Origin of the sequence: Actinosynnema sp. CS-041913 (assembly GCF_050942485.1) — a bacterium.
GTDB lineage: Bacteria > Actinomycetota > Actinomycetes > Mycobacteriales > Pseudonocardiaceae > Actinosynnema.
The window spans coordinates 9,005,881-9,019,400 of sequence record NZ_CP192037.1; the positions used below are offsets into that span (position 1 = coordinate 9,005,881).

The 13,520-nt window shown below is 70.9% G+C and carries 17 protein-coding genes; 6 read left to right on the top strand and 11 right to left on the bottom strand.

Going from position 1 to position 13,520, the window contains the following annotated elements:
* Window positions 1–174 precede the first annotated feature (174 nt).
* Complete coding sequence (locus tag ACQPZF_RS40795; RefSeq protein WP_433266417.1) at window positions 175–1,065, bottom strand: phosphoribosylaminoimidazolesuccinocarboxamide synthase; 891 nt, start codon at window positions 1,063–1,065, stop codon at window positions 175–177.
* Between the two features lie 63 nt (window positions 1,066–1,128).
* Between ACQPZF_RS40795 and ACQPZF_RS40800 the strand changes: the two genes are divergently transcribed.
* From ACQPZF_RS40800 to ACQPZF_RS40815, 4 genes are all read left to right on the top strand, one after another.
* Window positions 1,129–1,980, top strand: a complete 852-nt coding sequence (locus ACQPZF_RS40800; protein WP_433266419.1) for an ABC transporter substrate-binding protein — start codon at window positions 1,129–1,131, stop codon at window positions 1,978–1,980.
* The gene (locus ACQPZF_RS40805; protein ID WP_433266421.1) at window positions 1,977–2,810 is read left to right on the top strand and encodes an amino acid ABC transporter permease; all 834 of its coding nucleotides are present in this window, start codon (window positions 1,977–1,979) and stop codon (window positions 2,808–2,810) included. Before ACQPZF_RS40800 ends, ACQPZF_RS40805 begins: the two co-directional genes overlap by 4 nt.
* Window positions 2,807–3,556 carry an amino acid ABC transporter ATP-binding protein gene (locus ACQPZF_RS40810; RefSeq protein ID WP_433266423.1) on the top strand — a complete coding sequence of 250 codons (750 nt, stop codon included), beginning with the start codon at window positions 2,807–2,809 and terminating at the stop codon, window positions 3,554–3,556. The genes ACQPZF_RS40805 and ACQPZF_RS40810 overlap by 4 nt, the downstream gene beginning before the upstream one ends.
* A gap of 105 nt (window positions 3,557–3,661) precedes the next feature.
* Window positions 3,662–4,102, top strand: coding sequence for a hypothetical protein (locus ACQPZF_RS40815; RefSeq protein ID WP_433266425.1), 441 nt, complete (start codon window positions 3,662–3,664; stop codon window positions 4,100–4,102).
* 4 nt (window positions 4,103–4,106) lie between these two features.
* Here the strand turns inward: ACQPZF_RS40815 and purB are convergent, their stop codons facing one another.
* From purB to ACQPZF_RS40850, 7 genes are all read right to left on the bottom strand, one after another.
* Complete coding sequence (gene purB, locus ACQPZF_RS40820; protein ID WP_433266427.1) at window positions 4,107–5,537, bottom strand: adenylosuccinate lyase; 1,431 nt, start codon at window positions 5,535–5,537, stop codon at window positions 4,107–4,109.
* Between the two features lie 306 nt (window positions 5,538–5,843).
* A complete protein-coding gene (locus ACQPZF_RS40825; protein WP_433266429.1) occupies window positions 5,844–6,620 on the bottom strand; it encodes a hypothetical protein in 777 nt (258 codons plus the stop codon).
* The gene (locus ACQPZF_RS40830) at window positions 6,617–7,147 is read right to left on the bottom strand and encodes an RNA polymerase sigma factor (protein ID WP_433266431.1); all 531 of its coding nucleotides are present in this window, start codon (window positions 7,145–7,147) and stop codon (window positions 6,617–6,619) included. Before ACQPZF_RS40830 ends, ACQPZF_RS40825 begins: the two co-directional genes overlap by 4 nt.
* 44 nt (window positions 7,148–7,191) lie before the next feature.
* Complete coding sequence (locus ACQPZF_RS40835; RefSeq protein WP_433266433.1) at window positions 7,192–7,779, bottom strand: TetR/AcrR family transcriptional regulator; 588 nt, start codon at window positions 7,777–7,779, stop codon at window positions 7,192–7,194.
* 13 nt (window positions 7,780–7,792) lie between these two features.
* Window positions 7,793–8,116 (bottom strand): DMT family transporter, encoded by a 324-nt coding sequence (locus ACQPZF_RS40840; RefSeq protein WP_433266435.1) that lies wholly within the window; start codon window positions 8,114–8,116, stop codon window positions 7,793–7,795.
* A gap of 96 nt (window positions 8,117–8,212) precedes the next feature.
* Window positions 8,213–8,977 carry a hypothetical protein gene (locus ACQPZF_RS40845; protein ID WP_433266437.1) on the bottom strand — a complete coding sequence of 255 codons (765 nt, stop codon included), beginning with the start codon at window positions 8,975–8,977 and terminating at the stop codon, window positions 8,213–8,215.
* Window positions 8,978–8,993: 16 nt separating this feature from the next.
* Window positions 8,994–9,512, bottom strand: a complete 519-nt coding sequence (locus ACQPZF_RS40850) for a SigE family RNA polymerase sigma factor (protein WP_433266439.1) — start codon at window positions 9,510–9,512, stop codon at window positions 8,994–8,996.
* Between the two features lie 152 nt (window positions 9,513–9,664).
* Between ACQPZF_RS40850 and ACQPZF_RS40855 the strand changes: the two genes are divergently transcribed.
* Together ACQPZF_RS40855 and ACQPZF_RS40860 are read left to right on the top strand one after the other, a co-directional pair.
* Window positions 9,665–10,684, top strand: coding sequence for a threonine aldolase family protein (locus ACQPZF_RS40855; RefSeq protein WP_433266441.1), 1,020 nt, complete (start codon window positions 9,665–9,667; stop codon window positions 10,682–10,684).
* Window positions 10,681–11,274, top strand: a complete 594-nt coding sequence (locus ACQPZF_RS40860; RefSeq protein WP_433266443.1) for an HAD family hydrolase — start codon at window positions 10,681–10,683, stop codon at window positions 11,272–11,274. Before ACQPZF_RS40855 ends, ACQPZF_RS40860 begins: the two co-directional genes overlap by 4 nt.
* A 104-nt stretch (window positions 11,275–11,378) precedes the next feature.
* On the opposite strand, the gene ACQPZF_RS40865 is transcribed toward ACQPZF_RS40860, so the two are convergent.
* The 3 genes from ACQPZF_RS40865 to ACQPZF_RS40875 are packed head-to-tail and all read right to left on the bottom strand — an operon-like array spanning window position 11,379 to window position 13,518.
* Window positions 11,379–12,125, bottom strand: a complete 747-nt coding sequence (locus ACQPZF_RS40865; RefSeq protein WP_433266445.1) for a potassium channel family protein — start codon at window positions 12,123–12,125, stop codon at window positions 11,379–11,381.
* Window positions 12,126–12,164: 39 nt separating this feature from the next.
* Window positions 12,165–12,335, bottom strand: coding sequence for a hypothetical protein (locus ACQPZF_RS40870; protein WP_433266447.1), 171 nt, complete (start codon window positions 12,333–12,335; stop codon window positions 12,165–12,167).
* A gap of 37 nt (window positions 12,336–12,372) precedes the next feature.
* Window positions 12,373–13,518, bottom strand: coding sequence for a pyridoxal phosphate-dependent aminotransferase (locus ACQPZF_RS40875; RefSeq protein ID WP_433266449.1), 1,146 nt, complete (start codon window positions 13,516–13,518; stop codon window positions 12,373–12,375).
* Window positions 13,519–13,520 lie beyond the last annotated feature (2 nt).

The window sequence follows — 13,520 nt, forward strand, 5'->3', positions numbered from 1 at the left end:
TCCAGTGCGCCGCACCGGCGTGTCGCCCGCTTGACGGCGAGGTGACGCGGCGAAACCCATCGCGCGAACTGTTGCGACGCAGACTATTGCGCGCTGAAGACTCGAAGTCTTCAGCTCGCCAACCTTCGGCCCACAGATCATTGGCTCACCAATGCTTGGCCTACCGATGTTCGGCTACCGCCCGCCGATCCAGTCGGCGAAGGACAGGCCGGTGATCCGCTCGTACGCCTCGATGTACCGCGCGCGGGTCGCCGCCACCACGTCGTCCGGCAGTGGCGGCGGTGGTGTGTCGGAAGACCGGTTCCAGCCAGAGGATGGGGAGGTCAACCAGTCGCGGACGAACTGTTTGTCGAAAGATGGTTGGACGCGCCCTGCCTCGTACCCGTCGGCGGGCCAGTAGCGCGACGAGTCCGGCGTCAACACCTCGTCGCCCAGGACCACCGCGCCCGAGTCGTCCACGCCGAACTCGAACTTCGTGTCCGCCAGGATCACCCCACGCGACCGGGCGAACTCGCGGGCTACCCCGTAGACCTCCAGCGTCGCGTCCCGCAACCGCTCGGCGAGCGGCGCCCCGACCGCCGACACGACGTAGTCGAACGAGACGTTCTCGTCGTGCGCGCCGATCTCGGCCTTCGTCGCGGGCGTGAAGATCGGCTCGGCCAGTTCCGACGCCTCCACCAGCCCGGCCGGCAGCGACACCCCGCACACCGCGCCCGACTCCCGGTACTCGGCCATGCCCGACCCGGTCAGGTACCCGCGCGCGACGCACTCCACCTGCACCATGTCCAGCTTGCGCACGAGCAGCGCCCGACCGCGCACCTCGTCCGGGATCCGCTCGTCGTCCCACGCCACGAGGTGGTTCGGCACCAGGTCGGCGAACTTCTCGAACCAGAACACGCTCATCGCGGTGAGCACGCGGCCCTTGTCCGGGATCTCGCTGGACAGCACGTGGTCGAACGCGGAGATCCGGTCCGACGCCACGAGCAGCAGCAGCTTGTCGTCCACCTCGTACAGGTGGCGCACCTTGCCTGCGGCGACCTGCCGGTAATCAGCGAGCTTGGGCACGGCCCGAAGCCTACTTGTCCCAGCTCATGGGCGGCCCTTCCCACCTGCGGCAAGATTCCACCCATGCGCGCACCCGCACTGATACTCACCGTGACCGCCCTCGTCGCGGTCGCCTGCGCCCCGGCCGACCAGACCGCGACCACGCCGACCGCGGTCAACGGCGTCGCCTGCACGAAGGACAAGCTGGCGACCCTGACGCCGGGCAAGATCACCTTCGGCACCGACCAGCCGGCCTACTCGCCGTGGTTCGTGGACGACGACCCGACCAACGGCAAGGGCTTCGAGTCCGCCGTCGCCTACGCGGTCGCCGAGGAGCTCGGCTACGCCAAGGCCGAGGTGGTGTGGACGCGGGTGCCGTTCAACGCGGCCATCCAGCCCGGCAAGAAGACCTACGACGCGGACATCAACGAGTTCTCCATCACCGAGGACCGCAAGCAGGCCGTCGACTTCTCCGCGCCGTACTACGACGTGGCGCAGACCGTGATCACGCTCAAGTCGTCCAAGGCGGCGTCCGCGAAGTCCCTGGCCGACCTCAAGCAGGTCAAGATCGGCGCCCAGGTCGGCACCACGTCGTTCGAGGCCGCCGAACGCCTGTCCACCGAGCAGGACGTGGCCGTCTACAACACCAACGACGACGCCAAGGCCGCCCTGCGGGCCGGGCAGATCGACGCGCTGGTGGTGGACCTGCCCACCGCGTTCTTCATCACGTCCGCCGAGTTGGAGGACGGCCAGATCATCGGCCAGATCCCCGGCGGCGACGGCCGGCCCGAGCAGTTCGGCATCGTGCTGGACAAGGGCAGCGCGCTGACCGGGTGCGTGTCCAACGCCGTCGAGGCGCTGCGCTCCAAGGGCACGCTGGCGAAGCTCGAACAGGAGTGGCTGCGATCGGCGGACAGCGCGCCCGAGCTGAAGTGACGGTCAGCAAGCTCCAGCGGGAACGCTTGGCCTACAAGCGTTCCCGCTCGCGGCGGTCCACCCTGGTCGCGCTGCTGTCGACCGCGGTGTTCGCGGTCGTCGGCTACTTCACCGTCACCCGCGCGCCGGGCTGGCCGAGGGTCCGGGAGTCGTTCTTCAACGTCGAGATCGCGTGGCGCTCGCTGCCCGCGGTGCTCGAAGGACTGTGGCTGAACCTGCGGGTGCTGCTGGTGTGCGGCGTGCTGATCCTGGTGCTGGCGCTGGGCATCGCGGCGGTGCGCACCCTGCGCGGCCCGGTGTGGTTCCCGCTGCGCGTGCTGGCCACGGCGTACGTGGACCTGTTCCGCGGCCTGCCGTTGATCATCCTGCTCTACCTGGTGGGCTTCGGCCTGCCCGCGCTGAGGCTGGCCGGCGTGCCCAACGACTACGTGGTCCTGGGCGGCGCCGCGCTGGTCATGGCCTACACGGCGTACGTGGCGGAGGTGTTCCGGGCGGGGATTGAATCGGTCCACCCCTCCCAGGTGGCGGCGGCGCGGTCGCTGGGCCTGGATCCGCGCAAGACGATGCGGCTGGTCGTGCTGCCGCAGGCGGTGCGCCGGGTGCTGCCGGCGCTGCTGAACGATTTCGTGGCGTTGCAGAAGGACTGCGGACTGATCTCCGTGCTGGGTGCGGTGGACGCGGTGCGGGCGGCGCAGATCGAGCAGGCGAGGTCCTACAACTTCACGCCGTACGTCGTGGCGGGGTTGCTGTTCGTGCTGCTCGCGGTGCCTTCGGCGCGGTTCGCCGACGCCGTGTCGCGACGGGCGGAACGCCGTCAGGGGGGACGATGACGTCACCGGTGCTGAGCGTCCGGGGGTTGGTCAAGCGGTACGGCGCGAACACCGTGCTGGCCGGCGTCGACCTGGACGTGCGGGAACACGAGGTGGTGGCCCTGATCGGCTCGTCCGGCTCGGGCAAGTCGACCTTGCTGCGCTGCGTGAACCTGCTGGAGGACCTGGACGACGGCCAGATCCTGCTGGACGGCGAAGACGTCTCGGACCCGCGGGTGAACGCCGACGTGGCGAGGCGCGGCATGGGCATCGTCTTCCAGGCGTTCAACCTGTTCCCGCACATGAGCGTGCTCGACAACATCACCCTGGCCCCCCGCGTGGTGCACGGCGTACCCCGCGAGGAGGCGGAGCGGCGGGCACTGGAACTGCTGGACCGCGTCGACCTGGCCGACCGGGCGGGCAGCTACCCGGACCGGCTCTCCGGCGGCCAGCAGCAGCGGGTGGCCATCGCCCGAGCGCTGGCGTACTCGCCGAGGCTGCTGCTGCTGGACGAGGTGACCAGCGCCCTGGACCCGGAACTGGTCGGCGAGGTGCTGTCGCTGGTGCGCGAACTGGCCGGCCACGGCCGGACGATCCTGATGGCCACCCACGAGATGGGCTTCGCGCGCCAAGTCGCCGATCGGGTCTGCTTCCTGGACGGCGGGCGGCTGATCGAGACCGGCCCGCCGGAACAGGTCCTCGGCTCGCCGGAACACGAGCGGACCAGGCAGTTCCTCCGGAGGATCATCGAAGCGGGCCGCCTGTGACCCCTCACCGACACACCCGCCGGCCGCACCGTGACGGCCCGCGCGCCGAGTGACCAGCCGACCGGCGCTTGGGGATCGGACCGGCTGCCCCTACCCTGGCTACCCGTGATGGCTCGGAAGGCACCCCGGACGCCCGTCGCGCTCGCCGCGGCGAGCGTCGGACTCGGGCTGCTGCTGGGCGCGTGCGGCAAGACCCAGGCGGCGCCCACGCCAGTGCCGATCCCCAGCATCTCGACGTCGCCGGTGCCGACGTCGCTCCCCGCCGTGGCGTCGATCTCCGTGCGCGCGCTCCCCACGACGACCCGGCCGGTCGTGGAAGCCACCACCGAGGAACCGCCGCCCCCGCCCCCGCCACCCGCCGAACCACCGCCCGCTCCGGTGCAGCCGACCCAGACGCAGGTGGAGCCCACCAAGCCGGACTTCGACGAAGTGGCGCTACAGGGCTTCCCGTGCGAGGAAGAGGGCGCGACCGCCGTCGACCCCGCCGGCCGCCCGCTGGTGTGCGAGAAGTCCCGACGGGGCCGGCTCTACTGGGGCCGTCCCTAGCCGACTAGAGGATCGGCTCCGGCACGTACCCGGCCGCGGCCGGGAACTTGGCGACGACCTCCTCCACCTGGGCGACGACACTCGCGACCTGCCGCCCGGCCACCCCGGTGAACGACAGCCGGTCGTCCAACAACGCCTGCAACTCGACCCGGTCCAGCGGAATCCGCTCGTCGGCGGCCAGCCGCTCCACCAGGTCGTTGCCCGCGCCCTGCTCCCGCATGGCGAGCGCGACGGCGACCGCGTTCTCCTTGATCGCCTCGTGCGCGGTCTCCCGGCCGACCCCCCGGCGGATCGCGGCCATCAGCACCTTCGTCGTGGCGAGGAACGGCAGGTACCGGTCGAGTTCCTTGGCGACGACGGCCGGGTACGCGCCGAACTCGTCCAGCACGGTCAGGAACGTCTCCACCAACCCGTCGAACGCGAAGAACGCGTCCGGCAACGCGACCCGCCGCACGACGGAGCAGGAGACGTCGCCCTCGTTCCACTGGTCACCGGCCAACTCGCCGACCATCGACAGGTGGCCGCGGAGGATGACGGCGAACCCGTTCACCCGCTCACAGGACCGGGTGTTCATCTTGTGCGGCATGGCACTGGACCCGACCTGGCCGGGCTTGAAGCCCTCGGTGACGAGTTCGTGGCCGGCCATCAGCCGGATGGTCTTGGCCAGGCTGGACGGCCCGGCGGCCAACTGGACCAGGCAGGACACGACGTCGAAGTCCAGCGAGCGCGGGTACACCTGCCCGACGCTGGTCAGCACCTTCTCGAACCCGAGGTGCCCCGCGACGGTCCGTTCCAGCTCGGCCAGCTTCTCGTGGTCGCCGCCGAGCAGGTCGAGCATGTCCTGAGCGGTGCCGACCGGCCCCTTGATGCCGCGCAGGGGGTAGCGGGCGATCAACTCGTCCAGGCGGTGGAAGGCGGCCAACGTCTCGTCGGCGGCGGACGCGAACCTCTTGCCGAGCGTCGTGGCCTGCGCGGCGACGTTGTGCGAGCGCCCGGCCATCACAAGATCGCCGTACTCGGCCGCGAGCCGCGCCAGCCGGGCGAGCACCGCCGCCACCTTGCCGCGGACGTGCTCAAGGGACCGGAGGATTTGGAGCTGCTCGACGTTCTCGGTGAGGTCGCGGGAGGTCATGCCCTTGTGGACGTGCTCATGCCCGGCGAGCGCGTTGAACTCCTCGATCCGAGCCTTGACATCGTGCCGGGTGACCCGCTCCCGGGCGGCGATGGACCCGAGGTCAACCTGGTCTACCACCCGCTCGTAGTCGCGTACGGCCCCGGCCGGGACGTCGATGCCCGACTCGGCCTGAGCCCGGAGGACCGCAAGCCACAACTGCCGCTCCAACACGATCTTGTGCTCGGCGGACCACAACGTGGCCAACTCGGCGGAGGCATAACGACCTGCGAGAACGTTGGCGATACGCGGCTTGCTAGTCACGACGCCAGAATAGCCACCCCGGCACGACCCTCAGGCCACACACCCGACCGCACCGCCCGCCCACCACCGCCAAAGCCGTCGCCCGACCGCCGCGCCACCACCGCCGCGCCACCACGAACGTGGCCGCCGGCCCCCACATCAATCATCCCACGGGACACCGACAATTCCGGCCTCAGAAGCTGAGAGCGTCGTGGCGCAGTGTCAACCCCGGGGCGGAAGCGCAGACAGATCCTCGGAACGGCCCCCCAGGACGGACGACGGGCACAGCGAAAGGGCAGCACCCGTCGCCCTGGGAAAAAAGCTCGACTACCAACGAACGACCAGATTGGGATCAGCAGCCAATCGGATCAACTGCTCAGTGGAAACCGGAACCGCGTCCCGAACCTTCCCGACCCGAGCGGGATCGTAATTGAACCCACTGACCTGCACCACCGACCCGTCAGTCCGAAAATGAGCCACCGAATGAGTGACCATGTCATGGTCGACAGAACTGGAAGTGGCGAACTCCAGATAACTGCCATCCGGCTGCCGCCGAGGAGCATCACACTTCACCCCGGCGCAGAACCCGTCCCGGGTGATCAGGAACGGCGGGCTGCTCAACTGGACGGCAACCCCGCTACTGCCCTCCCGATCGATGAAATAGACGAACCCGGTCACATATCCGGCGGCCATCTTCGCCCGGGTATCCGTGAACTCGGCCCGCACCGCGGACACCCCGGGCACGACCTCCTCGAACCGCTGGGCCAGATAAACCGCCAAGGACTCCGTCTGCCCGACCGACGGCTCACCCACCACGCCCGGCGACGCCGAAACCTCGGGAGCCGTCGGCCGACCGGCCGACGGCGGAGCAGTGGTCAACACCGACCCGTGCAGGGCATCAACCCCCCGGGAAGGCGAAAACGCACCGGGCAGCGAAAGCACGGTAGCGGTCAACGCCACCGTGGCCACGCCCACCGCCACCAGCGCCCGGCGTCTTTTCCGCACCACCTGGGCGCGGGAGATCAGGGCATCCGCGTCGAAGTTCAGCGGCGGTTCGTCCACGACCGCCGCGCGCAGGCGTTCCCGCAGTTCCGCCTCGCTCATGAGGCCACCACCGCCCCCTTTTCCAACTCCTCCACTGCCGTCCGCAACGCCACCAGGCCGCGCGCGGTCTGGCTCTTGACCGTCCCCTCGGTGCATCCCATGGCCACCGCGACCTCGGTGACCGGCAGGTCTTCGAAGTACCTCAGCACCAGCACCGCCCGCTGCCGGGGCGGCACGTGCAGCAGGGCGGCGTGCACCAGGTCGCGCGCCCAAAGCTGTTCGCTCGCCTGCTCGGGGTCCGCCGACGAGTCCGCCACGTCCGGCACCTCGCCGTCGCGCTGCTCCACCCGCCGCCACCGTCTGCGCTTCTCGTCCAGCCACGTCCGGAGCAGGATCTTGCGCGCGTAGGCCGACGGGTTGTCGCGCCACTCCACCCGTTCCCACGCCTGGTAGAGCTTGAGCAGGCTGGCCTGCATCAGGTCCTCGGCCGTGTGCCAGTCGCCGCAGAACAGGTACGCGGTCCGCCGCAGCGCGGCGGCGTGGCCCACCGCGAAGTCGCGGAACGCCTGTTCGTCGGCCTTGCGCATGCCCACCCCTCTCGGCCCTCCACCCCACTACACGTGGCGGGAGGTCAGCGGGGTTGCATCGCCTTCGCCAGCATCCGCCTGGCCGCCGCCCGGGGATCGGGGCTGATCTCGATGAGGGCGTTCACCACGGCGCCGTCGACCAGCGCGATCAGCTCCTCGACCCGTTCCCGGCCGACCGGCTGGCCGGAGCGGGCGAAGATGTCGAGCAGGAGCCCGTGGAGCTGGCCGCTGAGCCGGCGCATCAACGGCCGCAGGTAGGGCCGCCGGCCGGTGGCCACCAGCCGCTCGTACCTCAGCAGCACGGCCTCCGCGTCCCGATCGCCGGCGGGTGGGCCGAGCAGCAGGTCCAGCACGAGGTCGATGAACGCGTCCCCGCCGCACTCCGCGGTGTCCAGCTCGGCGAGCCGGGCCTTGCCGTAGGCCAGTTCCGCGCCGCCGTGGAACTCCAGGGCGGCGCTGATCAGCTCGTCCAGCGAGTCGAAGTAGTACGTGGTGGACGCCAGCGGCAGACCGGCGCGCTCGGCGACCGCGCGGTGCCGGATCGCGCCGAAGCCGCCGTCGACCAGGAGGTCCGCGGCGGCTTCGACCAGCGCCTGTCGGCGGCGCTCGCCCTTCGGCGTTGCGGCTGTCATTTCGGGAAAGGTACTAGTGCCCGCCGCCGGCCAGGTTGAGTCCGATGACACCGCTGACGATGAGCCCGATCGACACCATCTTCAGCGTCGACACCCCGTCGCCGAGCCAGATCATCCCGATGACGGCGGTGAGCGCCGCGCCGATGCCGGTCCACACCGCGTACGCGGGTCCGGCGGGCAACTGTTTCATCGCCCACGCCAGTCCCGCGAAGCTGACCAGCGCGAATGCCGCGAACGCGACCGTCCACCACAGCTTGCTGAAGCCGTCGGACAGCTTCAGCGAGACCGCCCAGCCGGCCTCGAACAGCCCGGACACGATGAGCACGGCCCACGCCATGACAGACCACCTCCACTAATCTGGCACGAGCGTACCTAATTAGTGGTACACCCGTTCCAGAATGAGGTGCGGCTCTCCATCGCGCGACTCGGCGGTTCAGAGCTTGGCCGAGATCCGCTGCGCCAGGACCGGCAGCTCCGCCTCGAACGGCCCCGCGGCCGAGCCCTGCGCGGGCTCGCTGAGCACGTACACCGTGCCGGCCGGACCGTCGCTGCGCCCCTCGGCGGTCGACGTCGACGCCAGTGGCTGCTGCCCCGGCGGCACCAGCACCACCGACACCACGCCGTAGACGCCCCGGTCGTCCCGCACCAGGTAACCTGCGCCCCGCGCGCCGGCGGGGCAGTTCGCCACCGCGTGCGAGGCCTGGAGTCCTTCGGCGGCCGGGAGCTCGCTGGCGAGGGCGACGGCGAGCTCCCGGTCCACCTCCTGGCACCCGGAGGCGCCACCGGTCGCCGATGGGCGACCGGTTGTCCCCGACGTTCCGTCCCCCTGCGTAGACGGGTCGCCAGGGATGCTCTTGGGCGGCAAGCCGCCGGTCAGGTCTGGTTCGGCACGCTTCTCGTGCTCCCCGCCGGGCTCGGAAGCCGCGAACGGCGATTGGGTGAGGTTAGGGGACAGGGAGTCCTCAGCGGAACCCGCGGACGTCGCGACCCCGGAGTTCTGCTGCGTCAGCAGGTTGGTGGACACCAGCACACCGCCGAACGCGAGCACCACGGCGAGGGTGGACCCGAGCGCCACCTGCGCCCGCCGCCGCGCGGTCGCCCGCGCCGAACCCGACCGGACGTCGCCCACGTCGAAGGACGCGGGCGGCGCGTCGTTCGCCGCGTCCCGGAACAGCTCCGCGATCCTGCGCTCGTCCACTACCTCCACCTCACCTTCACGACGCGGGCCGCAAATCGTCGAGCGTGTCGCCCAGCGCCTCGCGCAAGGCCTCCAGACCCCGTGAGGTCTGGCTCTTCACGGTCCCCTCGGAACACCCGAGCGCCTCGGCCGCCGCCGACACGTCCAAGCCCTCCAGGAACCGCAGCACGAGCACCGCCCGCTGCCGGGGCGGAACCCGCTTCAAGCCCGCGACCAGAGCTTCACGCGTCGCCACCGAGTCGGCGATCTCCCCGTCGTTCGAAGGCGTCTCCGGGACCTCGTCCACGAAGCGCTCCCGCCGCCAGGGCCGTCGCGACTCGTCGATCACCGCGCGCACCAGGGTCCGGCGGACGTAGGCGTCCAGGGCCTGCTTGTCCCGGACCTTCCGCCACCGGCGGTGCAGCGCGACGAACGCGGTCTGCGCGAGGTCGTCCGCCCGGTGCCAGTCACCACAGAGCAGGAACGCCGTTCGGCGCACGGCCTCCCGGCGAGCTGCGAAGTACTCCGCGAACTCCTGCTCGTCGCGCTGATCCACGCGGACTCTCTCCGCTCGTCGTGCTTGCACCTACCGGACGGAACCGGGGCGTCCTACGGTTGCACGCCCGTCGCCCGAGACTTGCGTCACCCCCATCGTGGTACGCCGGGCACGACTGGGTAAGGGCTTGCCGCATGTGATGTGATCCTTTCGTGACCCAGCTCGCGCCCCTGGACTTCCGCTCCGACACCGTCACCCGACCGGACCAGGACATGCGCCTGGCCATGTCGGCCGCCAACGTGGCCGATGACGTGCTCGAACACGATCCGACGATGCGGGCCCTGGAGGAACGGGTCGCCGACCTGCTCGGCGTGGAGGCCGCCCTGTGGGTGCCGTCCGGGTCGATGGGCAACCTCATCGCGCTCACCGTGCACCTGCGCCGCGGCGACCGGTTCCTGGCCGCCCGCGGCGCGCACGTGCTGGACAACGAACTCGGCACGGCCTCGTGGATCGCCGGCGGGATGCCGCACCCGCTGGAGTGGGAGGCCCCCGGACGGTTCTCGGCGGACGCGGTGCGCGCGGCGGCCGGCGCCGAAGGCCCGTACTACACGCTGCGGACCACGTTGCTGTGCCTGGAGAACACCCACAACGCGGCCGGCGGGTCGGTGACACCGCCCGACGAGCACGCGCTGCTGGTGTCGGTCGCCCGCGAGACCGGACTGAAAGTTCACCTGGACGGCGCAAGGCTGTGGAACGCGGCGGTGGCACTGGGCGTGCCGCCGGCGGCGTTGACCGTGGGCGTGGACACCGTGCAGGTGTGCCTGAGCAAGGGGCTGGGCGCACCGGTCGGGTCCATTGTGGCCGGTTCGTCCGGTTTCGTGGCCGAGGCGCGGCGGGTGCGCAAGATGCTCGGCGGCGGCGTGCGGCAGGGCGGGGTGCTGGCCGCGGCCGGGCTGGTCGGCCTGGACCGGATCGACGACCTCGCCGCCGACCACGTGAACGCCCGCACGCTGGCCGGAGGCCTCCGCGAACTCGGCTGGCAGGTGGACGAGCCGGAGACCAACATCGTGATGGCCGGTGTGCCCGACCTGGAGGTCACCCTGACCGGCCTGCGGCACCTCGGGGTCTACGCCGGGCCGATGGCGGGGAAGGTGCGGTTCGTGACGCACCGGGACGTGAACGCGGCGGACGTGGCCGAGGCGTTGAAGCGCATCCAGTCGGTCAGCTCATGAGCCGGTGGGTGGTCTTCGACTACGGCAAGGTGATCAGCGAGACCCCTGCCCTGGGTGCCCTGGCGGCCCGGCTCGGGGTGTCCGAGGACCGGTTCACGCCGGTCTACTGGGCTTCGCGGAACGCCTACGACCACGGCCTCCCGGATCTGGAGTACTGGCGGTCGGTGGCCGATGGGCTGGGCGTGCCGATGTCCGAGGAGCTGGCGGACGAGCTGACCGGGCTGGACGCGGAAGGGTGGCTGCGGCCGTCGCCGGCGGCGGTGGAGCTGGTGGTCGAGCTGGCGGCGGCGGACGTCCCGCTGGCGCTGCTGTCCAACGCGCCGTCGTCGTTCGGGCGGGTCGTGTCGGCGCAGCCGTGGACGGAGCACTTCCGGCACCTGGTGTTCTCCGGTGACCTCGGGGTCGCCAAACCCGAGCCGGCGATCTGGTCGGCGCTGGCGGCCATGCTGGGCACGCGGGACTGCGTGTTCTTCGACGACCGGCCGGACAACGTGGCCGGCGCCACGGCGGCCGGGCTGACCGGCATCCTGTGGCAGGACGCGGCGCACGCGCGGGAGGAACTGGTGCGGCTCGGCGTCTTACCGGCCTAGACCTTCGCCTCGCCCTCGCCCTGGCCTTGTCTGGATCTGGATCTGGGCCTGGGTCTGGGCCTGGGTCTGGGCCTGGGCCTGGGCCTGGGTCTGGGTCTGGGCCGTCAGCCCTCGGCCCGCGCCGCGCGGAGTTCCGCCCGCAGTTCCGCCAGCTCGGCCCGGACCGACCGGAGTTCGGCCACCGTCGTCTGTTCCGCCTCCACCACCTGCTCCTCGACCCCGCTCAACCGCTCCACCAGCCACGACGCGATCGTCCCGGTGATCACACCGAGCAGCGCGATCCCGCCGATCATGAGCAGCGCCGCGACCAGCCTGCCCTCCCAGGTGACCGGGTAGCGGTCGCCGTAGCCGACGGTGGAGATGGTGGTCAGCGTCCACCAGACCGCGTCGCCGAACGTGGTGATCGTGGCGTCCGGGTGGTGGCGTTCGGCGTCCAGCACGGCCAGCGACGCGCACAGGCCGACCAGCGCCGTGACACCCGCGACGTACACGCCGACCTGGTGCCGGATCTTGCCCGCGAACCGGCGGTTGAGCAGCTTCAGCACGGTCAGCAGCCGCAGCACCCGTAACTGGCGGACGACCGGCAACACGACCGCGAGCAGGTCGAACAAGTGCGAGACGAAGAACTTCCGCTTGTTCGCGGCCAGCTTGAACCGGGCCGCGTAGTCCAGCGCGAACACCAGCCAGACAACCCACAGCACGACTTCCAGGGCGGCGTGCAGCCCCGGCGTCGCCCGGTCGTCGAGCACTTCCCAGGCGTAGGCCACCAGGAACACGACGGCCAGCGCCGTCAGCGGCCACTCGGCGCGCCGCTCCCAGCGGGCCAGGCGACGTTCATCAGTCTCGAACACCGCCCCATGGTGAACGCCCGGCCTGCGGTTATCCAGCGATCAGGGGCCTTTGATGCCTTTCCGACCGTTGCTCTTGATCGCGCCGTACGCCGCGGTGCCGAGGAACAGCACACCGCCGATGATCGCGAGCCAGAACAGGCCCTTGACGACCGCGCCGACCAGCGACAGGACGAGCCAGGCTGCGAGCAGCCACAGGATTATCTTGACCATGTCCCCTCCAACGTGCGGTGTGACGTGCGGGTTCCGGTCAGACCCAGCCCTTGAGCCGGTGCAGCGCTTCCTCGATGTCGGCCGCCGAGCCCGCGAAGGACAGGCGGATGAACTCGTGGCCGTGCACCGGGTCGAAGTCTATGCCCGGAACGATCGCCACACCCGTGTCCGCCAGCAGTTTCCGGCAGAACGCCAGGGAGTCGTCGGTCAGGTGCGAGACGTCGGCGTAGGCGTAGAACGCGCCGTCCGCCGGGGCGACCTTGTCGATGCCCAGGTCCTTCAGGCCTTGCAGGAGGACGTCCCGGTTGACGCGGTAGCCGTCGACCAGGCGGGCGGTCTGGGCGTACGACTCGGGCTCGAACGCGGCGACCGCGGCGTGCTGGGCGAGCGTCGGCGGGCAGAGGGTGAAGTTGCCGGTCAGGCAGTCGACGGCGCGGCGCAGGTGCGGCGGCAGGAGCATCCAGCCGAGCCGCCAGCCGGTCATCGCGAAGGCCTTGGAGAACGAGTTGACCACGATGGCGTCCCTGGACGTCTCCCAGGCGCACGCGAGCGGCGTGCCGTAGCTGATGCCGTGGTAGATCTCGTCGCTGACCAGGCGGGTGCCGTGCTCGGCGCACCACTCGGCGAGGTGCTGGAGCTCGCGCGGGTTCAGCACGGTGCCGGTGGGGTTGGCGGGGCTGGCCACCACGAGGCCGTCCAGCGGGCCGGCCTCGTCCAGCATGGCGGCCGTCGGCTGGAACCTCGTCTCGGGGCCGCAGGGCAGTTCGACCACCTCGCAGCCGAGGGCGCGCAGGATGTTCCGGTAGGCGGGGTAGCCGGGACGGGCCAGGGCCACCCGGTCGCCCGCGTCGAACGCCGCGAGGAACGCGAGCAGGAACGCGCCGGACGAGCCGGTCGTGACCACCACGTCGTCCGGGGTGATGTCCAGGCCGTACTGGCGTGCGTAGTGGCCCGCCAGGGCGGTGCGGAGTTCGACGATGCCCAGTTGCTCGGTGTAGCCGAGGCTCTGCTCCCGGAGCGCGCGCTCGGCGGCGCGGAGGACCGGCTCCGGGGCGGGGCCGGCCGGCTGCCCGGCGGCGAGCGAGACGACGTCCCCGTGCGTCCGCTGCCGGCGTGCGGCGGCGGACACGATCTCCATGACGTGGAACGGCGGCACGTCCGCCCGTGCGGCTACACCAAGCATGT

Coding starts and splice junctions, on each gene's coding strand:
- ACQPZF_RS40840 (WP_433266435.1), bottom strand. CDS start 8,116: ATGGCGTGGGCCGTGCTCATCGTGTCCGGGCTGTTCGAGGCCGGCTGG.
- ACQPZF_RS40835 (WP_433266433.1), bottom strand. CDS start 7,779: ATGACAGCCGCAACGCCGAAGGGCGAGCGCCGCCGACAGGCGCTGGTC.
- ACQPZF_RS40875 (WP_433266449.1), bottom strand. CDS start 13,518: ATGCTTGGTGTAGCCGCACGGGCGGACGTGCCGCCGTTCCACGTCATG.
- ACQPZF_RS40810 (WP_433266423.1), top strand. CDS start 2,807: ATGACGTCACCGGTGCTGAGCGTCCGGGGGTTGGTCAAGCGGTACGGC.
- ACQPZF_RS40860 (WP_433266443.1), top strand. CDS start 10,681: ATGAGCCGGTGGGTGGTCTTCGACTACGGCAAGGTGATCAGCGAGACC.
- ACQPZF_RS40800 (WP_433266419.1), top strand. CDS start 1,129: ATGCGCGCACCCGCACTGATACTCACCGTGACCGCCCTCGTCGCGGTC.
- ACQPZF_RS40870 (WP_433266447.1), bottom strand. CDS start 12,335: ATGGTCAAGATAATCCTGTGGCTGCTCGCAGCCTGGCTCGTCCTGTCG.
- ACQPZF_RS40825 (WP_433266429.1), bottom strand. CDS start 6,620: ATGAGCGAGGCGGAACTGCGGGAACGCCTGCGCGCGGCGGTCGTGGAC.
- ACQPZF_RS40830 (WP_433266431.1), bottom strand. CDS start 7,147: ATGCGCAAGGCCGACGAACAGGCGTTCCGCGACTTCGCGGTGGGCCAC.